We start from the raw sequence: 23,743 nt of genomic DNA, 5'->3' as shown, positions 1-23,743 counted from the left end.
TGATTTGCCAGGCGATCCCAGGCGCTCGCCGAATCACGACGGGGGTACCAGCTTGACGATGGGTGAACCTCGGACCCGCACGTGCCGCTGTGGCACCCGCTTGGCGCGCGACAACGCAGGGAGCCTGTGCGGAGCTTGCCGCGGCGCGTCCCGAGCACTGGTGAATGGCCCGCCGACGGTCCCACGGCACTTCTGGTCGGACCCGGCGATGCGAGCCGCACTCGACGATTGGCACATCGGCAAGGTAATCGCGGCGTACCGCACCCATCCCTGGCACGGTGCACCACTCTCGCAAGCGATCGTGGCCGGCTGGCTTGGGATCAGTCAGGCATACCTGAGCAGAATGGAAAATGGCGAGCCGCTGCAGGACCTGAGCAAGCTCATCGAACTCGCGCAGCTGTTCAGCGTCCCCCCAGAGCTTCTCTGGTTCCGGCTGCCCGGCCGCAGCGCCTCGACCCTTCATGCTGCGCTCTCGCACGAGGATCTCCACGAGCTTGCAGACCAAGCCGCTGGACAGTCGCTCGGACTTGCCGCACAGGCGGGAGACCTACGCAGTGACTCCGCGTTAATTGAGAGCCTGCGAATGGAGCTGGGGCGCCTCGCGGTCGACTACGTCCACACACCGGTTGGGTTACTGGTCCGTGACCTCGTCGAAGCACGGGACCAAATATTCGCGATGCTGGAGGACCGCCGCCGACCTGCTGAGAGCCGAGACCTGTACGTCATGGGCGGGGTGTCCCTCCTGATGTTGGCCCACGCCTCGCAGAATCTCGGCAACAGCCGCGCAGCATTCGCGCAGCTGCGCAGCGCCTACGTGTGCGCCGACCTATCCGGCTACGACGCGCTGCGCGCCTGGTCGCACGGCACAGGCGCGCTATTGCACGAGTGGACCGCCCAGACGCCTCGCGCCGCCGACCTGGCAGCCGCCGGTGCCCGCCTTGCTTGCTCGACACAGTCCCGAATCCGCCTCGCGGCGATCGAGGGCCGATCGGCGGCGCGAGCGGGTGACGCCGACCGGGCTCGTGCGGCCCTCAGCGACCTGTTCCGCGCGCAGGAGGCCGCCAACGACACCGACGAGATCGTCGATCTGGGTGGCATCCTCAGCTTTCCCGCCGCCAAGCAGCAGTACTACATCGGCAGCACACTCGGGCTGCTCGGCGACCACGAAGCCGCCGAACACCATGCCACCGCAGCGATCGCCGCCTACGAGAGCGGACCGGCCCATGAACGCTCGTACGGGGACGAGGCACTCGCCCGTCTCGACGTCGTCAACTCCCGTGTCGCGGCCGGCGATGTTGATGGCGCCGCCGAGGCGGCCGCGCCGCTTCTAGCACTTCCACCCGATCAGCGGATCGAGCAACTGTCAGTCGCTGCGCGCCGTACCCAAGGCATCCTCGCCGACCACCCCATTGGGTCCAGCCGCCCGGCTGCAGACCTGAATGCGGCACTCACAGAGTTTCAAGTCCACCCAGGTAGGCCGATACCCTCCCTGCCGTGAGCGCCGCCAACGCCCTGGACCGTGTCGCCCGATCACTCAACCTCGACCCGACCGAGGCGAGGTCACTTCGTGACCACGCCAGCTCTGTCTTTCTGCTGCCTGCCGAACATCTGGTTGCGCGGGTACGCGACGACCCCGCTGCGGTTGAGGTAGCCGAGCGCGTGGTCCGTATCACGGGCTGGCTCGCCGAGCACGGCGTCCCGGTCACCGTGCCGGCCGACCTCTCACATCCGGTCGCAATCGATGAGTTCGTGATCACCTTCTGGCCCTACCTGCCGCAACACAGCCCGCAGCCTCCGATTGCGGCGCTCGGCGCGATCCTGCGCTCCCTGCACCACGTCCCGGAACCACCCGAGCGGTTGCCTACCTACCTGCCCCTCGATGGTTTCGACACACTGGTCGCGGCGAGCACTGCCCTCGATGCCGCGGACCAGAAGTGGCTGCTGGAGCGGCATGCCCACCTTGTCGGCGCCTACGACGCGTTCGACTCGCAGCTCGGCTTCGGCCTCATCCACGGAGACGCCTATCAGGGCAACCTGCTCTGGGCCGGCGACACCGTCGTCCTCGGAGACTGGGACGACGTCGCGATCGGGCCGCGTGAGCTCGACCTGGCAAACACCTACCAGAGCGTCAGGTTCGGAAGATCGCAGGCCGATCTAGACGAGTTCGCGACCGCCTACGGTCACGACCTCAAGGACTCGCCGGGCTTGGAGGTCCTCACCTCGATCCGGGACCTCCACACACTCACAGGGTTCATCCGCGCGGCGGACCGCGGCTCGCAGACAGCGGCCAGAGAGCTGCGCCTCCGTGTCGACACGTTGAGGAACGCTGACCGCCGCACGCGATGGACCGCACACTAGGAGGGGGCGAGTTCACCCGAACCTCGAGGTCGATTCACTCGATGCCGTCGACCTGAGGCTCGTAGGCCTTCGGCCGCCGGTAGTGCTGCCGGATGAAGCTGACCAGTCGGGCGCCGATCGGCTTACGTAGCGGCCCGCGACGGGTGCCAGTCCGGCAGATGTCCAGGGTCACGCGGGTACTTCGCCTGATCGTCCACGAGGAGTTCTGAGACGGCGTGTCCGTCGAGCGGCTTGCCGTCGTAGTCGAATGTCGACTCCAGCTCTCGGCTAGCGTTGACGGTGATCACTGCGTTGTACCAAGTTCCGGAACCTTCGCTGTACATCGCCTTTCGGAGCGCATGGCAGGCACGCAACGTGTCCTTGTCGATCTCCTGCCGACGGTCCTCTGCGCCGTCATCAGCGACCACCACCAGTCGGGCCTCCAGCATCCGAGCAGCACCCGTGAGGTGGAGGCTCGCTGCACGCCAGCCGTCAACGGGGACTGCCCGCAGAATTCCTGCACCAACTGTCTCCAGTTGGGCCTGCGCCTGTTCGATCATTCGCTACCTCCTTGAGGTTCGTTCTCGATGAACACGCTCCGCTTCTCTATGCCATCGTCATAGGTCACATAGATAGAGTCGGGGCGCCGTGTCGGCCCGTCATAGGAGAGCTCGACACTGACTTCGACTTCGCGATCATCTTCCAGTGCGGACCGCCACGCCGCTTCCAACGACTTGTACTCGCCCCGATTCACGCCGAGGGCCTCCATCGGCACCAGGTTCAGCTTCTGCCCAGGCCCCTTGAAGATCCGGGCGAACAGGTGACCCGCATCGTCACCGGGAAACTTGTCGGACAGTGTCCGCTGCGCGTGCTTGGACCGCGGGTGCTTCAGATCGATGACGTCGAGAGTGGTTGTCGCCTTGGTGACGCGTCCGCGCTCGTCGGTCTCGTAGCGGAACCGGCCGTCGACGATGATGGTGGCGTTGGGCTCAGGCTTGTTGAGCTTCCGTACGTGCTCGGGGTCGGACGACGACAGCTCGATCATGATCCGGTCAGGCTCGCTGTCTGCTGCGGTACTAGGCCCGAGTGGCGCCGTAAGCGCAGCCGCGGTGGTCGGGGGCTGAAGTCCGCCAGTCCCACCTGAGCTCGCCGTTCCACCGGAGTTGCCGCGGATGCGGTCCGCTGCTGCGGCGATCTCGCGTTTGATGGCGGCGGTGACCGGCCCAGTCCGCTGGATCGTGGTGACGGCCTTGTTGAGGTCGTCGATGCAGGGGCCGAGGGTTCGGCCCGGTTGTGAGCCGCCGACGTCGGCGACGGTGTCGCGTGCCTTCTTAGTGTCGGCGTGGGCTTCGATGAGCGCCTTCTCGGCGGTCTCGACGGCGGCTATCGCGTCGGCGAGGACGCGGAGCACCACGTCGACGTCGGCGCTGCTCACAGTTGGTGTCCCCAGTCGGATGCGCGGCGGCACGCGTCCCTGAGCTGCGCGGAGGCCCTCGCGGCCTCGGCGCTGAGTCGTTGTACGGCCGCGGTGGCTGCTTTCAGCTGCGGGTCGTTGCTGCCGAGAGTCTCGCCAGACAACAGTGCGTGCGCCTGGTCGAGGTTGCGGACGGCCGTCGCAAGGGCGTCCGCAGCGCGCCCGCCGTCGGCTTTCGCGGAGTCCAGCCGGACGCGGATCTGCACCACGATGCTGGCCAACCGACACCCCCCGAGGGTCGATACCCGAAACCGGACAAGAGGTGACCCTACCCGGGCCAGAGCCGACCCGACATCGCGGGCTCGAGCACTCGGAGGTGCTGTCGCGGGACTTCGACTCGAACGATAGCCAGGTCAAGCGACCTGGCCATTGTCGTGTCCGACGGGCTTTTGCCGCTGCCCCTCGCGCACGCGTCAGTGCCCCGTGCGGCAGTCGGTGCGGTGCAGTACGCCGCGGCTGAACAGAAAGTCGTAAAGGACCCGGCGGTCGAGGTCGTCGTTGAACAGGCGGCAACCGAACGTCAGGTAAGAGCACCTCTCGCAGGCACGCTCCGGACGCTGGTAGCAGATCGGGTCGTTCTCGCACCGGACGCTGCGGGCCACCACGTCGTTGAGCCAGCTCAGGGCCCGGTTGGTGATCAGGGTCCACAGTGAGCCGAGGGTGAACTCCTTGAGGGTGTTGGCGTAGACGCCGAATGTGAGCGCTTCGGGGACCAGCCATTCGGCGAGGCTGGACTCGGCGAACCCGACCTGGCCGTCGTCAAGGCCGCGGAGCAGCAGGTGGCTCAGCGTATGCACGAGGACCCGGACGGTCCGTGCCGGGGCCGGATGGACGTCCTCGTCGGCGAAGATCTGGAGGATCTGCAGGCGGGCTTCGGGCTCGGTACTGGGGACGCCGGTGTGCTCGCCACCGTGCGCTAGGAACGCGATCACGTCGCGGGCCGACAGAGTGACCAGGAGCGCTTCGGTTTCGCTGGCCACCGCGTACACGGGGTGCTTGCCGTCGTTCTGCTTGGGGTGTCGGAAACCACGCAGCGCTGCCTGGCCGGGCTCGTGCCGTTCCCGGGTGTACCCAAACGCGGCCTTGGCGATCGGAAACTCCCAGGTGACCGCGAGCTCGCTGATTCCCATCGCGGCCGCCAAGTCGGAGGCGGCCTCGAGTGCTTCGGCCTGCAACATGTCGCGCCGTGCTCGGGCGCGGTCGAGCTGCTCGGTCAAGGTGAGGCGGCGGACCTCGTTAGTGTCGTAAACGGCGGCCCGCTCGTAGAACGGGCGCCGGGAGGCTAGCCGCTCGAGGATCGCGGACGGGACACCATCCAGGGCGGCGATGCCGGAGTCAACGGGGCCCTTGGTGCGACGCAGGCTGGCGATGTCGTCCTCGGGGAGACCCATGTCGCGATACTGCTGCTCCTTGACGGTCCACTGGGCTGCGGTCATCCGTTTGGTGCCGTCGTCGGACGTGTCCGCTTCCCGGATCCCTTCGCGGATCCCGTCGAGGAGACCGAGGTAGTGCGCAACGGCGATCCGGATGCGTGCCGGATGCGCCTGGTAGGTCTGGAAGACCGACGAGTCGATGTTGATCAAGTCGATGTAGTGGGCCCGGTAGGCGCGGGAGTCGTCCAGCGTGTGGGCGTGCATCCGAACAACGCCGTCAGGACCCGGGAACGAGTTGCAGTTGCACGGGGACATGTTGGTCCGCGAGATGACGGCGCCGTTGCAGCCGGCGCCTGCACACCGCCAGGTCGCAGAGGTGAAGCTGCCGGTGTTGTCGAACGTGATGTGGTCGTACCCGTGCGTGGCGCACCTGGCGCCCCGGATCGGCCGGGTCCGGCCGCAGTTGTGTGCGTTGTAGAACTGGAGTTGCTGGAGCGAGCCGTGACAGTGCCGGCAGCGGGGCTCGTTGGCGAGATCCTCGAACCGGAAGAACGTGTGGACCCGAGAGCAGGACCGGCGGCTGCATTCGAACACGAGCGGGAACAGCTCGAACTTGACGACCTCCGGCTTGAGAATTCGGTACTCCCGGATCCGTTCGGCCCGGGGCAGCGGCAGGTCGTGCCGCTGGTCTTCGTGCCACTGGTCCAGGTAGGTGGCGATCTCCTGGTAGATGACGGCCTCGTTGAGCGAAGTAAGACGGCTGCCGTCGACGGCGACGACTCTGCCGTAGATGCGGTCCTCGTGCCGGAACACGGCACCGGGCAGGTAGCTGAACAGCACTTGGCTGCGGCTGCGTTGCATCGCTACTCCTCCTCGCTGGTGACAGCTTGGCTAGCCGTCGATGCACCGGCCGGGCCGCTGCGTTGGCCGGTGACGGCCTCGAACGCGTCCCTGCTGCGGAAGTAGGCCCCGAAGTCGGCGGGCTCGTCGATGTCGCGGAAGTTCGGCAGCGGCGGCTGGTTGAACAGCTGGGTGGTGTTGTTTTCCTCGGCCGGCCGACTCAGCGCCTTGTACTCGACGTCGACCCAGCGGGCCATGGCTCGTCGCCCGAGCTCGCGTTCCATGATCGCGTCGTTGACGCCATCGATCGGGGTTTCGTAGCAGCGGAGCAGCCGGTCTCGTATATGGGCGTCGATAGTGGCGCGTCTCGAGTTCCACCAGCCTTGGAAATCTTTCGCGAGCCGGACGCCTTGGGCGGGTCCACCGAGGCCGGGGTCGCGGGCCATGTCGTGGAGGAGTGCGAGGACCAAACCGGGAACGGTGCGGTCGGCGACGAAGAATGCGTACTTGTTGACCGGGACCGGCGTGACCATCTGGTCGAGGAACCGGTGGTACGTAGCGAAGTTGCTGAACAGGGACCGTTCACGGCGCGAGAACGCGTCGTAGACGGTGACGACGAGGCCGGCGTGGGTGCGTCCGGCGCGTGCAGTGACCTGGATGTAGTCGGCGGCGGTGGTCGGCATTCCGGCGAGCACGAGCACGTTGAGACGGTCGAGGTCGACGCCGTGGCTGACCACCGAGGTGCCCACGATGGCGCGGAGGCGTTCGCGCCGCGGCGTCGTCAGGTGTTCGCCTTGGACCCGACTGATCGCGTCGGCCAGGTCCGGGATGGGTACCTCACCGGTGAGAACAACCCGGTCGACGGCGTCGCGGCCCTCGAAGTCGTGCCGGTCGGAGAGGCTTCGGAGCTCCTCGTCGAGCTTCGCGCCGTGCGCCTTGGAGTTCACATACCCCAGGGACACCTCGTAGCAAAAGAGCAGGTCGAGGACGGCCTCCCGGTCTGGGGGCGTATCCCACAGGGTTGGGTCGGCACCGAGCTTCGCCAGCGGGTCGCCGTCGTCCTGGAGCTCGGCGACGGCCGCAAGCAGCTCGCACTGGACGGTGGCCGCGACGTCGGCCTTGCGTCGGTAGTTCGGGAGGATCCCGACGAACGTGCGGCGTACGTCGGGCAGCGTCTCTGTGTAGAAGCTGAAGGTGCGGTCATACCCGGGTGCGGGGAACGCACGGGGCCATCGGCCGTAGACCTGGCGGAGTTGGTCCTGATACTGCTCGATCGTGGCGGATGCGGCCAGGATCTTGGTCGGCAGCCCGGAGGGGCCGCCGCGCTGCAGTTCGGCGATTAGGCCTTCGTAGTGGCCGCTGAACGCGCCAAGCTCTTCCTTGAGCAGGTGCATCTCGTCCTGGATGGTGAGAGAGGGCACGGGGTCCTTGATCGGCGCGGCGACCGGATGGCCGCCCTTGGGCGGCGGGCACAGGTCCTTGCCGACCAAGCACGTGCCCTGGTGGGGGAAGCTGAAGTATCCGTGGTCGGGGCACCGGTGGGCGGGACCGTGGCTAAATGCGGTGTACTCGCCGAACCACGTGTATCCGGTGAGCTTGTCGACGGTCGAGATGACGACCGCGGGCAGGTACCGGTACACCTCTTCGTCGGTCATGTACAGCGGAAGCGTCTGATCGCAGTTGGTGCAACGGTGGATGATGCGGACCGCGTCTACGTCGAGGTCGAGGACGACGGTCTCCTGGTCGCAGTACGGGCAGCTCGTGACGAGTCGGTCCTCGAGGTGGTCGTCGATGAAGTCGCCCTTGGCGGCCAGTCGTGCCTCGGTCTCCCAGCCGTGCCACCACGTTGCCGGCCACGCGAGCTTGTTCGGGGTCCCGCGACCGCCGACTAGGTAGCCGAGCGCGAACGGGTCCGCGTCGTGGGAGCCGATATCGAGTTCCGTGCGTAGGTTTTCGGCGATGACCAGGACGCGCAGCATTCGGGCGAGCTGCTGAACTGACAGCATCCGGAGCGGGAACCGGAGCCAGGAGGTGACGCCGGCGTCCTTGCTGCGGAGCCGGTCGTAGAACAGAGCTGTGATGATGAGCCCGAGGTAGGCCTCGGTCTTGCCGCCACCGGCGGGGAACCAGAGAACATCGACGTGGTCGAGCTCGGCGCGCAAGTCGGGGTCGGAGTTTTCCCGGGCGGCGAGCGCGGGCAGGTGGCTGACGATGTAGACGAGCTGGAACAGGCGCCAGGTCTGGAACGGTTTACCGGCATTAGCGCGAACGAAAACCTCGTTGGCCAGGGTGAACGCATGGGCGAGGTGCGGGTCGTCGTTGATGACGGTGCGGCCGAGCCGGAACCGGCGGAGCTCGTCCGCGAACTGGTCGAGCTCACGTTGCGCGTCGGCGTGGTGAGGTTGGCCTGCGGCCGCAGCGACGAATCTCGTGAACTCGGTCGCGAAGGTCTCCATGCCGTCCTGGACGGACCGCAGGATCGGGGTCGGGTCGGCGGCCAGCGCAGCCCATTCGGGATCCGCGACGTGCCCGGTGCGGGGCACGGTGACTGACTGGATGTGCACCGGCAGCGTCTCGGAGCGGATCCCGCCATGCCCGGTCGCCACGGCGACACACGACGTGCCACGTCCAATGACGTCGGCATCCTCGGCAAGCCTGTAGTCGTTGGGGGCCAGGTCGAACCGTTGTGGCACGATTCGGGAGCCAGCGCCGGGGTGGACGGCCAGGGAGCAGTCGTAGACGGAGAAGTCCTGGATGTTGCGGCCGATGACTTCGGTGGCGTTCCGCAGGGTGACGCTGACCAAATACTCGCCGTCGCCGAGCGGCTGCGCGAACGCGGCCAGGGTCAAGTGTGGGATGGTCGGAACCCAGTCACGGTCAAGTGCAGCCTCGACCGCGGCGGCGAGCGCGGCTTCGTTGGCAAGCGCGTCGCGGGGGATCTCGTTGCGGCCGCGGGTGAAGGGTCGCATCGCGTTCGGGCTTTCGTAGTGCGGCGCGATGAGGGCTGCAGCTGCGGCAGTGAGGTGTTCGTCAAGGGTGACGACACCGCCGTCGAGGGGGACCGTGATGGTCACCGTGCCTACATCGGCGTTGTAGCGCCGCCAGGCGCCCAGCAGCCGAGTCTTGTTGGCCCGTCGTCCCTTCGGCTTCTCGGCCACCGCTGCCGCGCCGGCCTCCTCGGAGGCCGACTCCAGTCCAGGCCCGGCCGCCTCCGTGCCGATGGATGTTTTGCTGAGGGCAGGGTCGGCGGCGCCGATGTAGCTGAGCTGTTCGGCGAGGGTGGCGATCTCCTCGAGGTACAGCGCAAACCGAACCTCCACGTCCAGGTCGACCGCGTCGACCCCGGCGTCGACGGCGAGCCGGAAGTCCACACCCAGGCTGGGTATCTCGCCAGCCGGCTTGACCACAGTCTCTGTAGTCGGGCCGCCGTCCTTGCCCCCGTCTGTGCCGCCGTCTGTGCTCTCCTCGGTGTCTTCGCTCGGGGCGGCGGCCGGCCGAACCCGGATCGGTTCGAGGACGCCGACGAGGACGTTCTGCCGCGGTTCCCAGGGCGGCGCGTGCCGTTGCCCGACGCGGTCGGCGAGCCGGGCCGCGAGCCGGTCGATGAGCCAGTCGGTGACGGCGGCTTCGCTCCGGTTCCTCGGGCTGGCGTCCGTGGGTGCGGACGGGGCGCGGCGGGCAGTGTCTGGCAACGGGTGCTCCTAGGTCGTGGACCGACGCGCGTCGCGGTTGGTGAGGGTGGGGTGGGGCTGCAGTCGGCGTAGCAGGTTGCTGGGGACAAGGGAGGTGGGTCCGACCGAGAGCACTCGGCGTACTTCGAAACCTTCGAGGACCTCGGCGGTGTCGATGCCACCGCACAGGTGGGACAGGCGTGCGAGGTTGGGTCCGGGCTGCCCGGATGCGGCCTCGCTGATTGCCGCGGAGAGCAGCTTGCCGAGGTGGCGATGCAGCTTCCGGAGCTCGTCGGCGATCAGGCCGAGCCGCTGCCAGTTTCCGTCGAGGGTCAACGCGTCCTCGCCGACCGCGAGCCCAACCCGGCGGATGTCGCCGATATCGTCGGGAGCAATCACCTCACCGGTCGCCCAAAGCCGGCATGTCTGACCGGTGGTGATGCGGCTGCCGCGGCCGGCCAAGGTGTCCTTTACGGCGTCCCAAGTGCCATATTCGTCGTGCAGCGCGCGGACCGCACGTCGGAACCGGCCGAGCATCATCGAGAGCGCCATCACGTCGGCTTCGGCGTGGATGACCTGCTGGAGTCGCAGGTAGATGCCTTCGCGGCCCTCGCCGCGCGAGATGAGAAGGGAAACGCCGGCGGTCAGGTCGGCTACCGCGACCGCGGCGTATCGGTCGCCGGCGAGCACTTCGGCGCGCGCGTCGGCCGGCAGCCAGTACTGCTGGTCGCCCGGTGCCACTACCGCAGCCCGGGCCGGAACCAGCCGGACTGGTGCGGCCGGGTCATCGATGGCGGGGGCGATGCGGATCTCGGTAACGACGTCGTCAAACGCGGCGAGCAGCCCCGCCAGGTCGAGCCCGGGTGCGGGAGGCATCGCGGCGTCGACGTCGGTGCCGCGGTCATCGATGGCCAGCGGCCCGTACACGGTTCGTGGGGGCTCCCAGGAGGACACTGGGAGTGCTCCGAGGTGGAGCGTGGCGCAGGTCAGGTGGGCGTCGATGGCGCAGTCGGCAGCAAGATTGCTGGTGAGCCGATCAAGCCAAGGACGTTCGTCGGGGTCGAGGACCACGATCTGTTCGGATGCCTCAGCCGAGATCAGGGCGCTGCGGCGCCAAGGGGCGGGCACCCCGAGGTGCAGCTCGAGGCTGGGCTGCTCGGCCCACCGCAGCCGTTTGCTGTACGCCACGACCCGCACCGCGGCGGTGTCCTGGTCGGCGGCGGTCAGGACGTCGACCAGGTCGGGTCGGCGGCTGCCGAGATCTTCGATCAGAGCGAAGGCCGTGGCCTGGCTCGCGGCCCGCACGGTGACCTGAGCGCCTGGTCGTTCGGCGTGAGCCCAGTCGAGCAGGGACAGCAGCAGGTCCAGCCGCGGGTTGTGTTCGGTGAGCAGGTCGGAGAGAGAGATGACATCGTGACGAAACTCGGCCCAACGGGATTCGGCGAACGTATGCCAGAGCCGGGGCAAGTCGCCGGGCCGGGCGCCGCGCAGGTTTCGGGCCAAGGTGGCGGCCGACGTTCCGCGGGGGTCGGCGACCGCCCACTGGTTCGCAGTCCTTACGTCGCCCCACAGACGGGTCAGGTGGTTGACGAGGGTGACTGCGTCCGCGACCTGCCGGGGCAGGGGCGCGCCGACCCGGCGGGCAGCCATAATGCCGGCCAGGGCTCGGCGCCGCAGCCGGGACAGGGCGGGGGCCTGGTAGAGCGCGACCCCGATCGGCGCGGGCGCCAGGGAAGTCAGAGCGTTGGTGGACAGCGGGCCGCACGGGCTAGCGCTGCCGAGTTCGTAGGTCAGGTCGGTGCGCAGGTCCGGCGCCCACGACCACCGAACCCACTCGTCGCTCGGCGACCCGGCTTGGCCACCCTCGCCCTGACCGTCCTTGCGTGGCCAGGTTGCCGGGCTAGGGGTGGAGCCGATGTCGCCGATGTCGCCGAGGAGCACGGTGCGTGCGCTGTGGTGCGCGTGCGCCCAAGCGAACGCGTCGTCGAGGGTGCGCGGGTTTCTGAAGCTGGTGCGGTCGATGACGACCACGCCCGGTCGGACCTGGCCCAGGGACGGCCAGCCCAGTGACGTGTTCAGGTACAGCAGCCCGTCGAGGTAGTCGGTGGCGGGGCCGATGTTGCCCCGCAGGTCGGTCACCTGACCGTCGCCCCGGACGCGGCGCGCCGCCAACGCCTCCGAGAGTGGCTTTCCGTCGATCCGGATGCGCCGCAGACGGCCGGTCAGGTTGCGGTTGAGCGCAATGATCACGATCGGCCCGTCGAACCAGTCGCGCGGCCGGCCGATGACACGGGCGGTTCGTCGCATCAGTTGCAGGTACACGCCGAGCATCACAGACACGTCGTGAAGGCCGCGGGGCAAGTGCATTGAGACGTCTCGGTCGGCGGCGAGCGCCAGCCGGACCAGGTTGAACGTGGCACTGTCGGCGGATCCGAGTTGGACGCGGTGCCCATCGTCGGTGACGCCAAGCGCGTCGAGGCGTTCGAGGAGATCACGGGGGTTGGCGTCCGCGGGCACGAGAGTGTCCAGATAGCCCACCAATGCACCCCCTCGTGGGTTCCCTTGAGAAGCGTGAGGTCACCCTAGCCATCGACACGGACACACACAGGCGAACCGGACAAGACGTCCCCCCAGGCGCCGGGGCCGGGCGTGGCCACAGGTGGCGTGATCGGCGGCGTGCCGCGCCCGGGCGGCGGAGCCAGCGGCCTACGGTGGACGAGAATCTTGCCCCAGACGCCGGGCGGACGTGCAACTATCGTGTCCGCGCCGACCGTGATGATGGCTCCGACGGCCGACGACCGGACGGTGGCATTGAGACGAAGGGGTGAGCGCGGTGCCGATCGAGGACCGTCGCGACGGGATACGGCGGCCCCGCCTTACGGCATTGGAATTGCGCTTTCTGCCCGCGGTCTGGAGCCGTATCGCCGAGCACGAGTCGTGGCGCAAGGAACGGCATCGTCCCGCCACCTACGTGCACAAGTGGTGGGCACGGCGTCTGGGCAGCGTGTTCCGGCACCTGCTGACGGCCGCAGCCGGACCGGACCGGGCCCGCAGTCCGCGGCCGGACACCCTCGCGGGCATGGTCGTCTACGACCCGTTCGCCGGCTCCGGCACCACGCTGGTCGAGGCGGCCAAGCTCGGTGCCCGCGTGATCGGACGCGACATCAATCCGGTCGCCACCCTGACCCAACGGCAGGCGCTGGCCCCGTGGGACCTCGACGAGCTCGAGCGACTGTTCGAGCAAGTGGAGCGGGCATGCCGGGCCGACCTGGACGCGCTGCACGTCGCCGTCGACGGTGCCCCGGTCCTGCACTATTTCTGGGTCGCAGTGACGGCCTGCCCCACCTGTGCGGTCGAGGTCGAGCTGTTCTCCAACTACGTATTCGCCAAGCACGCCTACCCGAGCCGGTTCCCACGGGCGCAGGCCACTTGCCCGACCTGTCACGCAGTCTGCCCGATCGACCTGTGCACAGACACCGCGGGCCATTGCGCGGGCTGCAAACGGGACTTCGGCTTTGCCGGGCCGGTACAGGTCGGCGGCAACGCGGGCCGGTACCTGGTCTGCGAGAACGGTCACCGTAGCCGAGTTCTGGACGCCCTCTGCGGTATCCCGCCAACCCGGCGGATGTACGCCAAGGTGGTCCGCATCCCAGCCGGACGCGAGTACCGGCCGATCGACGAGTTCGACCTCGCCCTCTACGACCGGGCCGGTAAACTCTTCGTGGACGCCGGACCCGGCGAGTTGGTGTTACCCGACGGGACGATCGAGGACGGCGCGAACACCGTCCAGGCGCTCCGCTGGGGATACCGCACGTGGGCCGGGTTCTTCAACGACCGGCAAGCGTACGCGCTGGGCCGGATCGGCGCAGCCATCCGGGACCTGCCCGGCCACGGATCGGGACGCGAGGCGCTTGCGGCCGCCTTCGGGAAGACCCTTGAGCACCACAACCTGTTCTGCTCCTTCAAGGGCGAGGGCACCGGACCGGTCCGGTCGATCTTCCACAACCATGTGCTGCGGCCGGAACGCTGTTCGGTCGAGGGGAACCCGTGGGGCAGCGCCGGCGGGTCGGGAGGATTCGCGGACGCGCTGAGCCGACTGACCGCAGCCGGACAGTACAAGGCTGACCCGGTCGACCTGATCGAGCGGGACGGACGGGTGGTCAACGTCACCGGGCAGTCGACGCCGATCGGGCACCGGATCGTTGGCACGTGGGCCGACTTCGCAGCCGACCCGAATGCGGCGTACGTGACCACCGGCGACGGTGGCACCACCGACCTTCCAGATGGGTCGGTATCGCTGGTGGTGACCGACCCGCCGTACATCGACAACGTGCACTACTCCGAGCTCGCGGACTTCTTCCACGCGTGGATGCGGCCAATCGGCCCGCACGCAGGCTACCCGTCCCGGGAGAGCACCCGGGATCAGGCCGAGGTGCAGAACGCATCCGCGGACGCGTTCCGGACGATGGCTGCCCGCGTGTGGACTGAGTGCGCCCGGGTAATGGTCGACGACGGGCTGCTGGTGTTCAGCTTCCACCAATCCCGCACGGCCGGCTGGACTGCGCTGATGGCGTCCCTGTCCGACGCCGCACTGGTCGTGACCGCGGTCCGGCCGACTGTGGCTGAGGTGACCACCAGCCTGACGAAGGTGGCTGCGGCCGCCCCGAACCGGGTCGACGTGATCGTTGTCTGCCGCAAACGCTCGCAGGTGACTGTGGTGGCCCGCACGCCGGCGCAAGCGCGCGCCGACGCCGTCCGGCAGTTGGCCGCACTCCGCATTGGTGGCCTGGCCCTGGGCACGGCCGACGTGGTCTCAACGGTCAGGGCAGGGGTCCTGGCGCAAGGAACCCGCGAAGTGAGTCCGGACTGGATCGAGCTCGCCGCGAAGGCAGACCGTGCGGCCTCAGACGCTCTCAGGTCGTGGGGCCGCGGCTAAATTCAACGGCAGGCTGCATAGTCGATTCAGCTGTGTCGTGCGGGTCCTGATGCGGCCTACTTGGTACGCCTGATCTGCGCAGCAGCCCGGCGCGCGGCGTGGAAAGGAGCCGGATAGAGGCTAGTTTGGTGGTGTCCAAACGCCCGACAGAACGGGCCGCTGACCCATTGTCCGCAGGCGTACCGCGAACTTTGCTTGTCCAACCTCCGCACCGTGCACGAGCATGAGATTCTTGGGCCCGGCCTCGGTAGCGATCACGGCGAGCTCGTCGGCGTTGGCGTGTGCCCCGAGCTGGTACTGATCGACCTTGGCGTGCACTTCTGCCTGTTCGGTCCCTCCGCCTTGCCGGGGGAGGTCGAACACTCCGCCGCCGTTGACAGCCAGTTTCAGGAGTCGGGCGCCGGGCGACTCCGCATCCTGGTAGCCGACAACCAGGAGTGCCGAGTTCGGGTCAGGAAGCACACGCCGTGCCCAAGCGACGGCGGGGCCCGCGGTGAGCATCCCGGACGTAGCGATCACAACGCCTGACCTGAACCGGCTGACCTCAAGGCTGGTTTCACCGGGTCCGACCTTGCGGACGCGGCCGGAGAAGACTTCGATCTTAGTGCCGGACGGGCCTGGGTGCCGTTCGTAGACGTCGCTGACGTCGCGTGCGAGACCGTCTACCAGTACGTCGACCCCGGGTAGGTACTCGGCGCACAGCAATGCCACCTCCTGTGCCCGGCCTAGAGCGAACGACGGGACGAGTGCGACGCCTCCTCGTTCGGCGACGCGGGTGACGTCGCGTATGAAGTTGCCTACGACCTGGCCGCGGGTCTCGAGGTGGCGGCTATCAGCGTACGTCGACTCCAGGAGCATCAGATCTGCTCCGATCGCCGACGACGGAAGCTCGATCCCTTTCACGGTCTTCTGGCCAGACTTGGACACATCCCCAGTAACCACAACGCGCTGCCCACCCGCGGTGACCACTACCCCGGCGGCACCGACGATGTGGCCGGCGCGGAACAGTTCGACGGTGAGATTGCCAAGGGTGACGACACGACCGAACGGAGTTTCGATGAATCGGTCGACGGCCCGGTAGACGTCGCCGACGCTGTATGGCGGGAGAATGCCACCGGTCCATTTCTCGCGCGTCTCGACGTTTCTGGCCAGCACTTTGGCGGAGTCGAGCCACATGGTGCTCAGCAGGTCCGCTGTGGCGGAGGTTGTGAAGATCGGGAGATCGGGCTGCGCGGCGACGAGTGCGGGGACCCAGCCGCCGTGGTCATTGTGTGCGTGGGTGACGATGACGGCGTCAAGGGGTGCCTGGAGGGCGCGGTCGATGCCGGCTGGGGGCAGGGTCTTCTCGTCGTGTCCGTCGGGTCGGGTGCCGCAGTCGACCAGGATGCGGGTGCCCGCAGCGGTGATGAGCACGCTGGAACCGCCGATCTCGTTGCCGCCGCCGAGTACGTCGACGCGCAGTGACCGGTCTTGGAGGCCGGTGAGGCGCGGCGGATGCGCGAGTGCGCCAACAATCTGGGCGAACGTGGCCAGCGCGGTGGCGCGCAGACCCTCGGGCAGGGTCGCGACGGCTCGGCCGAGCATCGGGTGGATGTCTTCCTTCTCATCGCCGTCGGAGTCGGTGCCGTAGGTGTAGTCGCGCACCGGGTCGGCGGACTGTTCGGGCTCCCTCTTGGCCAGTGCGTCGGTGAGCAGCTGTGCCACCTGCCGAGTGCTGGTTAGCGAGGCGCGGAGCGTGTCCAGTTGACGTTCTGTCGTGTCGCGTGAGTTGACGGCGTGGTCGAGGCTCGCAGCGAGGCTCGCGAGGTCGTCGCGCGCTCCGGAGAGTTCGCGCTGGAGTTGCTCTGCCTGCCGCCTCGCGCGGTTGCGTTCGTCCCTGTATCGCTCGAGCCGGTTGGACTCGCGTCTCCTTTCTCGTTCGGTGGCGGTCCCACGTTTCGCCCTCCGGGTGGCACGCCGTTGGGTGCGCGCGGCGCGGCGGGCTTCGTCAAGAAGTTGTTCTACTTGTTTGACCCCCGTGGCCGCGACGGTGGAGTCGGTGGCCAGCAACTGCCGCACGTGGGGGTCGTTGAGGTGTTCGGGTGTGGCGGCGGCGAGCCTTTGGGTCACGACGGCACGCAGAGCGGGCGCGGAGTTGATGAGGTCCAAGAGTTGTCGGGTCCTAGCGATCGTTGCCACGGCGTCGACTCCCTCGACTCCAGGTCTGGTGCCGACAACCGCGGACGCGGCGCGGAGTGCCGCCTGGACTGGTTCGGCCATGAACGTGAACGCTTCAGCTTCGGTCTCTGCCTCGGCCTGGGCGGCCTCGGGTGCGGGGTCGTCTGTCACGGGCCCGCCTGTCCGGAAGTGAGCGTGGCGTTTGCAGCGTTGAGGGTCGGTTCGACAGTGAGGTTTCCGACGGTGTCGACGTCGAGGAGCCCGATAGCGCGAAGGACCAGCAGCGCGTCATCGGTCTTGGCGAACCCGGCGGCTAGGGCTAGCCGGTCGAGCCGCCCGTCGGTGTCGGCGTCGTCGAGCAGCTCGGTGAGAACCTCCATGGGCGCGCCGCCGTCGCGGGTGAGGTCGGCGACGATGTCGAGTGCGGCGCGCAAGGCCACCGTCACGGGTTGGCTGTCGCCGCGGCCGACCCCGGCGCTAGTGAGGAGCTCCGCGGCGCCACCCTCTGACACGAGCTGTCCGCGGAGATCGTCGATGTTGCCGCGGCCTCGGGCGACCACGGCGCCGCCGGTTGCGGCCATGGCGCGTTCGACGAGGTGAAGCCAGCCTCCGGTGAGCTGCAGAAGGTCCGCTTGATCCTCGGGCGTGTGGTACGGCGCGTTCTCCTCGTCGATCCAAAGGCTGAGACCGGCGGCGTCGACCCGAGTGAGTTCGAGAACGTCCCCTGACCCAGCCCACCGCGGCGCGGACCTGGTGTCGGCCACGATCACCACGGTGAGTGGGCAATGGGCAGCGTCGTGGGTGGCGTCCACTGCGTCGACAAGGGCACCCACGTGTGCCGGGCCCTTGGTGCGTACATCTGCGATGAGGACGGTGGGTTTGGTTACTCGACCGGCGAGGGTGAGCAGCCCGGCCGGAGTCGGGTTTGACAGCCTGCGTACGTCGGCTCCGCCGGATCGTCCGTCGTGCTGAACCTGTTCGAGGCAGGTGGCGACCCAGCTGATGCCGAGGGCCTCCGTGCCGACGACCAACAGTGTCTGGGGCCGTCGACTGAAGATCTGTGCGATCTGTCGGGCGGTCAGCGGCGATCGGTGCCCTGACTTGTGGAGCAGCTGGCGGTGCGACTGGGCGGTCAATGGGGACGGCAGCTTTAGCCGCTCCTCCGCGGTGGTGAGAACGTCCACGACCGCCTCGGCGTTGCCGAGCAGCCTGAGCACGGTCGGAGTGCGCATCCGATACCGACCCTGGTTCAGTGCGAGGAGGCCGACGTCGCAGCATTCGGTAACCAGGCCCCGGAGGTGGTCGATCCCGAGCGTGGCGAATCCGGCAGGCCAGAACGACCGGCACTGCTCGGCGAGCTGGTTGACGGTGAGACCTTCGTCGACGCCCTGCTCGTGGGCGGCGAGTGCGACGACGTACACGATCACCAGATATCGATGATCGAGGTTGAGCGTGAGGATGTACTTCTCGCGGAACCCCTCACGCAGGTCGGTGTCGTCGAGGACGGCGTCGATGTCGGTGTCGCTGATGACCTCGGGCGGTCCTTGGACGACCTCCCGGCTGGTCAGGTGAGTGATGAGTGCGCGCCCGAACAGCTGCAGCAGCGAGGGGACGTTGTTGGTGACCGCGAGGATCCGGGCGGGCTGCCGCACGGGATCGTTGAAGGTGTAGCCGAGCGCTGCCAGGGGCCGGGTGAGCAGGTCGTGTGCTGCCTGCGGCCGGAGGGGACCGACGACGATCGGGCGACCCAAGTGGGCCAACGGCTGGTTGGCCAGCGACTCGAACCGGGCGGTGCGGTGCAGTCCGGCGAAAACGAACTTCACTCGCCGTTCGGCCTCGTCCATCAGCCTCTTGCAGGCCGATACCTGGGTGAACTTGTTCCCGTCGGCGTCGGCGGTCAGGAAGTTGTCGGCTTCGTCGATGAGGATGAGCAAAGACCGTTCGAGATCATCTTCAAGCCATTCGAGGATGAGGGCGCCCACACTCTCGGCGGTCACGTGCCCGATGGGCGCGGGTGTGATGTCGGCGTCGTGCAAGCTCGCTTGGAGCATCGGCCAGAGCTGTTCGGGATCATTGTCGGCGCCGACGACGCGGATCTCCCGAAATACGGCACGGCGAGTGTCGCCATTGTTGAACTTTCGGGCGGCGTCTCGCAGGAGCGCGGACTTGCCGAGCTGGCGCCCACCGGAGACGAATGACGGTCCGTTGAGATCCATCACCGCGTCCCGTTCCATGGTGCGGCCGTAGAACATCTCGGGCGCGGTGTCGCCAGCCATGTCGCGGTAGGGGGAGTCTGCGGTGAACGGAAGTGTGATCTGGGCGAGGGTCGATCGGAGGGCTTCAGGCTGTACCGCAAGGTAGCTGAGAGCGGCAGGATCGATCACGATAACGACCGGTCGGGACTGGCCGCGCGCAGCGTTGGCCAACGCGCGTCGTTCAGCGGCGCTGTAACTTCCGCCGAGCGTGAGGACCACGACTGTGGTGTCCTGCTGCCCGTCGCGCACCCACTCGATCAAAGTGGCCGGGGGCACCTTCTTCCAGGTCAGCATGACACGAAGTGTGGCGCCGCTTGGGCTCATCTGGCTGCCCAACGACGGGGACAGCGCGTAGCCAACGCCCGTTACGCCCTTCAGCTGGACCCACTGCCTCTGTGCCTGATTGCGTCGTGTCTGGACCTCGGCGGTCGCGAACTCCAGCCCGCAGGTCTCGAGAACCCAGCGGAGCGCGCCGGGAGCGTCGATGTCGCGCTGGTTGGGGCTGCTGGCCAGCTTGCCCCACGCACCGAGCGCGCGGGTGGCGCTGTGTCGCGACGTCTCGATGTTGTCAGTCAGGGTGACGCCGGCAGCGTCGACTAGTGCGGCGACGGGTGTGGTGAGCTTGCCGGTTTCGAGGGCCGACCTTAGGTCGGGAAGGAGGTCGGCGTGCCGGGCAGCGAGATCCGGCACCGCCGGGAAGAAGCGGCGGAGGTGGTCTCCGACGCCACGGAAGTCCGGGAGGGTGCCGCCGGCGGTGAGCACCTCGAGGTACTCCTCGGCACCGGCCACGTCGCCCGCGTCGACGAAGCCCAGCAGAGTGTCCTTGTTTGCGGCGACGGCTTGGTTCTCAGCCGCCTTCTCCTCGATGCGTCCACGAGTCTCGTGGACGAGCTCGAGTCCGCACTTGTCGACGGTGTCGTTGATGCGGGCGACCTCGTGCTCGATGCGGCCGAAATCGCGGCGGGCAGGGGCGCGCAGTGCCTCGATATCGGCCGACAGGGCCGACCAGACGTCCTCGGGCAGGGTGGCAACCTGACGGCGCTGGTCGATATCTGCGGACAGTTGGTCGAGTTGATCGGCAAGGTTGGCGCGACGTTCGGCCACGTCGGCTTCACGGCGGGTGCGAAGGAGCTGACCCGCGACGGGGTTGACGGCCTCGAGGTTGGCAACATGGGCGGCCGTGATGTCGTGTTCGCCACGTTCGGCCCGATGGCCATAGGCGTCCTCATCGCTGATCGGAGGGCCGGCGGCGAGAAGCTGGGCGAGCTGAGTCACCTCCGCGATGCTGGCACGTGGCTCTAGGGTGTCGGCGGCCAGTTCCACGTCGGTCCCGACGAGGTCGCAGTGCAGCACCCAGCCGGGCGTCGGTTCCGGGCCGCGTGGGGGTCGTCCGTCGCAGGTGGCGAACGTGTCGGTGAGCATGACGAGGCACGCGGCCGCGGCGGCTGCTTCGAGTCGTCCGTCTGGCGTATCGGGTGCCTGCTCACGGATGCTGTCGAGTTCGGCGAGGCCTTCCTCGCGCACTCCTTCGATACCTCGTCGGAGCTTCTCGATCGGCCGGGCCGATCGAGCGTTGCCGCGGCCGCGGTCGCGGTCGCGCAGTTCGACACTGGTGGTGGCTGCATCCGCCCACTGGCCGCACAGGTCGAGGGCTTCCTGGTAGCGCTGGGTGAGGGTATTGCGGGCGCCGGCGACTATTTTTGCCCGGCCGTTGCGGCGGCGTTGGTCATGGAAGGTGTCGTCAATGCTCCGGTCTACGACTGGCAGCAGCCCGATGACCTGTTCCCGGACATTGGCGGCGTAGTTGGGGTCGTTTCCAGCGACGGTGGACAGCAGCGGGCCGAGGACGCCGCCGCCGCTCATCCACGCTTGGTAGACGCCGTTGGCCGGTGCGTACTTCACGGTGCGTTGGGTGGCATCCTCGAGCAGGCTGCGTGCCTGCTGGGCCAGGCCGGCGGCGCGGGAGTCGGCGCTGTGCTGCGCGGAGACCTGGTCAGCCACATCCGGCAATGCGATGGCTCCGGCGCGGGACGCGGCAGCGAGTTCGCTTCCGATGCGGGTCAGTGCGGGATAGGCGGCGACGCACGGAGCAAGATCTTGGAGGATGGCGGCTGCGCCTGACGCGGGTGCAACGATGGCGACGCGGGCGGCCGCTGCCCAAGCGAGGAGATGGCCGGGTCGATCGTGCCCGAGGTCGCCGCGGTGGACGTGGATTGTCTCTTGGGAGAACGCGGCTGCGAGCCCTCCAGTGGCGGAGGTCAGGTGTGCCTGGTACGCGGCAATGCGGCGGGCGGCGACTTGGGACCGGTCCGCGTGGAGCAGGGAGGCGAGACCGTAACGTGCTTGAGCGAGAGCCCTGACCTCGGCGGCCGCGAGCTGCTCGTCGAGGTCGTCGTCGGCGGGCGAGCTGGGTTCTCGGGGCTCGGGACTGCGGGTGGTGTCATTTGGGGCGTCCGTGCGGCTGTCGTGGGCGCTCGGTGATTTCGCGGGCATGCGGCGAACCAGGTCGGGTGCGGCGCCGGCGGCAAGGAGCTCGTCGAGTTGGCTGAGGTCGATATCACCGGCTTCGACAACGGGAGGCTCTGCGACAGGCTCCCCTGCTGTGTCCCGTTCGCTGGTCGCCAGTGAGGGGTGTGCGTCGTTCGGAGCGCGGCCAAGCTGGTCGGTGTGTGATGCCTCTGGCTGAATGGGGTCGGCGGCTGCCGCGGTCGCACCGTCGTCGTCAACGCCGGAGGCTGCGTCGGGGTGTGCCGCGTCCTCGACTGCTGAGGCCTCGATTCTCAGGGCGGATGGTGTAGCGCGTTTGGGCGCAACCGCGCTGCCGCTGCGGCGCTCGTCCACGTGCTCGTCGGGAAGCGCCTCTGTGGCGTCGGGATCAGGCTGACTGCCCTCGGGGTCGTTCGGCTGCAGCGCAAGGGTCAGGTCGCCAGCGACGGCCGCCATTGTGGCCGGGTAGGCCTCTGCGGGCAAGCCAGCACGGATGATTGCCTCGAGGTCGGCCATGACGACGAAGTCGATGTCCTCGCCATTCTTGCGTGCCTGCCCGAGCATGGCTAGGTCGTGGAGAGCGGCCAGTGCGTCGGCGTGCTCGCCAAGGTCGTGCTCGCCGAGGTCCGCTAGTGCCGCGACAGCCAGGTTGCGGATGACGGCGAGCACGGCGGCCAGGGTGGCGGGGCCAGAGCAGGTGGTAAGTGCGGCGATCTTGCTGTGGTTCAGGTGACTGCGGCGCAGGGCCTCCAGGGAGGCATCGAGGGCGTCGGCGGAGGCCGGTACTGCACTGCGGGTGAGGTGGCTGAGTCTGCGCGCGAGACGTTGGGCCTCGGTGGTGAACTCGTGGAGTTCGGTGACGTCGTCGACCTCGGGGGCGCGGGCGTCGTCAAGCAGTTCGGCGAACTCGTTCGCCAGGTTTGCGGCACGTTTCCAGTCGAGTTTGCCTTCCAGGCGGACGAGCGCGTCGAGGTCTGCCGATGTTGGCACCGGCTCAACCGTGCCGTCGACATCCGCTGGTCCGGGGCTGCTGTTCTCCGCAGCGGCGGAGACCGCTGCGTCCTGGTGGGCGTTGATCGCCGCGTGCCCGGTGGCGATGCCGATCTCGGTCTCCTGGGGCTGGGCGAGCTTGTCGTCCATGAGCGCTTCAGGGCAGACGTCGCGCAGCCAGCGGCTGCTGATCGGGGGCAGATCAGGGAACAATGCCGAGAGCTCCGCGTGAGCCGCGGCGGCGTCCGGCTCCGCATAGGCCAGGAACGAGAGCGCGGCTGCGGCAACTGGTGAAGTGTTCACGGCGTCGAGAAGTCCGAGGATCAGGAACTCGTCCTCGAGGTAGGAAGCGGCCGCCGTCAGCGTCCGCATCAGCAGGTCCTGGTCCTGGTAGAGCCCGCGGATGGTGCTTTGGTCCCCGGATAGAAGAGTCCTCCACTGATCGCCGGTGAGGTCGACGTGGAAAAACGCAATGTGGAGCGGTCGGACGATGGACTCAACTGCCTCTGACCCGGGGCTCGTTCTGCGGAGTTGATTGACCAGCGCCGTTGCCATGCCCCGGTTGACCTTGTTGGCGCGGGGCAACTGGATAGCACGAAGGACCTCACCGCGCACGCCGACCGGAAGCGACTTGAGTAAGTCGAGCATCAAGTTGGCATGGAGATGCTCGATGGCGGCGGTATGCGCGGCTGCGACGTCGTAGACGGCAGCGATGTCTTCGGCGGTAGGCCAGCCGTCCGGAGGCACGATTCCCTTTGCCAATTCCGCGTGATCGTGGTGATGCTTGCTGCGGTGCCTGCTCACCGGACCTCCCCAGGTTGGCTACGCACGCGACTCTAGACCCGAGGGGGGACAGTTCACGGCGAGAGAGCAGAACTCGGGGCAGGCGTGTGTATTGACGTGCCACCCGCGCAGCTTGGTCGTCGACGCCCTGAAGGTCGGCGCGTTCCCCGCCCCCAAGCTGGTCGAGCAGCGAAGGTCGCCGATGTCCTGCTTCGACCAGGCTCGGCAGGCGTCACAATCGTCTACGCACGCCCACAGGGCTGGGCGTCTTCGCGGGTGAAGACGACGGCGCGGACGGCGTGCGTGGCCACGGGGCTGATCTGTCGGGGTTTGTGGCCCGGTCGGGGACGGGTGATGGGTCCCGCCAGCCCGCGGGTGCCTCCCGGTCAGGCGTAGGCGGTCTGCGCGACGGCCCACCCCCATCCGTCTGCTCATCAATG

The 23,743-nt window shown here is 68.0% G+C and carries 11 protein-coding genes; 3 read left to right on the top strand and 8 right to left on the bottom strand.

Features of this window, described 5'->3' with window-relative positions; all coding sequences use genetic code 11:
- The first annotated feature begins 208 nt into the window (after nucleotides 1–208).
- Both DDV73_RS10095 and DDV73_RS10090 read left to right on the top strand, forming a co-directional pair.
- On the top strand, nucleotides 209–1,498 hold the full coding sequence (locus DDV73_RS10095; protein ID WP_161962346.1) for a helix-turn-helix transcriptional regulator: 1,290 nt from the start codon (nucleotides 209–211) through the stop codon (nucleotides 1,496–1,498).
- Nucleotides 1,495–2,358: an aminoglycoside phosphotransferase family protein gene (locus DDV73_RS10090; RefSeq protein WP_109507093.1), complete on the top strand. Its 864-nt coding sequence runs from the start codon at nucleotides 1,495–1,497 to the stop codon at nucleotides 2,356–2,358. Before DDV73_RS10095 ends, DDV73_RS10090 begins: the two co-directional genes overlap by 4 nt.
- Before the next feature lie 122 nt (nucleotides 2,359–2,480).
- Here the strand turns inward: DDV73_RS10090 and DDV73_RS10085 are convergent, their stop codons facing one another.
- From DDV73_RS10085 to DDV73_RS10060, 6 genes are all read right to left on the bottom strand, one after another.
- The gene (locus DDV73_RS10085) at nucleotides 2,481–2,897 is read right to left on the bottom strand and encodes a hypothetical protein (protein ID WP_154402693.1); all 417 of its coding nucleotides are present in this window, start codon (nucleotides 2,895–2,897) and stop codon (nucleotides 2,481–2,483) included.
- Nucleotides 2,894–3,772, bottom strand: a complete 879-nt coding sequence (locus DDV73_RS10080; protein ID WP_109507091.1) for a DNA/RNA non-specific endonuclease — start codon at nucleotides 3,770–3,772, stop codon at nucleotides 2,894–2,896. The genes DDV73_RS10085 and DDV73_RS10080 overlap by 4 nt, the downstream gene beginning before the upstream one ends.
- Nucleotides 3,769–4,032, bottom strand: a complete 264-nt coding sequence (locus DDV73_RS10075; protein ID WP_109507090.1) for a hypothetical protein — start codon at nucleotides 4,030–4,032, stop codon at nucleotides 3,769–3,771. The genes DDV73_RS10080 and DDV73_RS10075 overlap by 4 nt, the downstream gene beginning before the upstream one ends.
- A 192-nt stretch (nucleotides 4,033–4,224) precedes the next feature.
- Nucleotides 4,225–6,045, bottom strand: coding sequence for a hypothetical protein (locus DDV73_RS10070; RefSeq protein ID WP_109507089.1), 1,821 nt, complete (start codon nucleotides 6,043–6,045; stop codon nucleotides 4,225–4,227).
- 2 nt (nucleotides 6,046–6,047) lie between these two features.
- On the bottom strand, nucleotides 6,048–9,716 hold the full coding sequence (locus DDV73_RS10065; RefSeq protein ID WP_109507088.1) for a helicase-related protein: 3,669 nt from the start codon (nucleotides 9,714–9,716) through the stop codon (nucleotides 6,048–6,050).
- 9 nt (nucleotides 9,717–9,725) lie between these two features.
- The gene (locus DDV73_RS10060) at nucleotides 9,726–12,233 is read right to left on the bottom strand and encodes a DISARM anti-phage system protein DrmE domain-containing protein (protein WP_109507087.1); all 2,508 of its coding nucleotides are present in this window, start codon (nucleotides 12,231–12,233) and stop codon (nucleotides 9,726–9,728) included.
- Nucleotides 12,234–12,585: 352 nt separating this feature from the next.
- Here DDV73_RS10060 and DDV73_RS10055 point away from each other — a divergent pair, with 352 nt between their 5' ends.
- Complete coding sequence (locus DDV73_RS10055) at nucleotides 12,586–14,631, top strand: DNA methyltransferase (RefSeq protein ID WP_154402692.1); 2,046 nt, start codon at nucleotides 12,586–12,588, stop codon at nucleotides 14,629–14,631.
- Nucleotides 14,632–14,751: 120 nt separating this feature from the next.
- On the opposite strand, the gene DDV73_RS10050 is transcribed toward DDV73_RS10055, so the two are convergent.
- Both DDV73_RS10050 and DDV73_RS10045 read right to left on the bottom strand, forming a co-directional pair.
- The gene (locus tag DDV73_RS10050; RefSeq protein ID WP_109507085.1) at nucleotides 14,752–16,959 is read right to left on the bottom strand and encodes an MBL fold metallo-hydrolase; all 2,208 of its coding nucleotides are present in this window, start codon (nucleotides 16,957–16,959) and stop codon (nucleotides 14,752–14,754) included.
- Nucleotides 16,956–23,324: a hypothetical protein gene (locus DDV73_RS10045; protein ID WP_154402691.1), complete on the bottom strand. Its 6,369-nt coding sequence runs from the start codon at nucleotides 23,322–23,324 to the stop codon at nucleotides 16,956–16,958. Before DDV73_RS10045 ends, DDV73_RS10050 begins: the two co-directional genes overlap by 4 nt.
- Between the last annotated feature and the right edge of the window lie 419 nt (nucleotides 23,325–23,743).

This window comes from Nocardioides speluncae (genome assembly GCF_003121585.1).
In the GTDB taxonomy this organism is placed as follows: domain Bacteria; phylum Actinomycetota; class Actinomycetes; order Propionibacteriales; family Nocardioidaceae; genus Nocardioides; species Nocardioides speluncae.
This window is presented reverse-complemented; position numbering and strand designations above follow the sequence as displayed.

Excerpts from the sequence above, each read along its gene's own strand:
- DDV73_RS10095 (WP_161962346.1), top strand. The coding sequence starts at position 209 with ATGCGAGCCGCACTCGACGATTGGCACATCGGCAAGGTAATCGCGGCG.
- DDV73_RS10085 (WP_154402693.1), bottom strand. The coding sequence starts at position 2,897 with ATGATCGAACAGGCGCAGGCCCAACTGGAGACAGTTGGTGCAGGAATT.
- DDV73_RS10070 (WP_109507089.1), bottom strand. The coding sequence starts at position 6,045 with ATGCAACGCAGCCGCAGCCAAGTGCTGTTCAGCTACCTGCCCGGTGCC.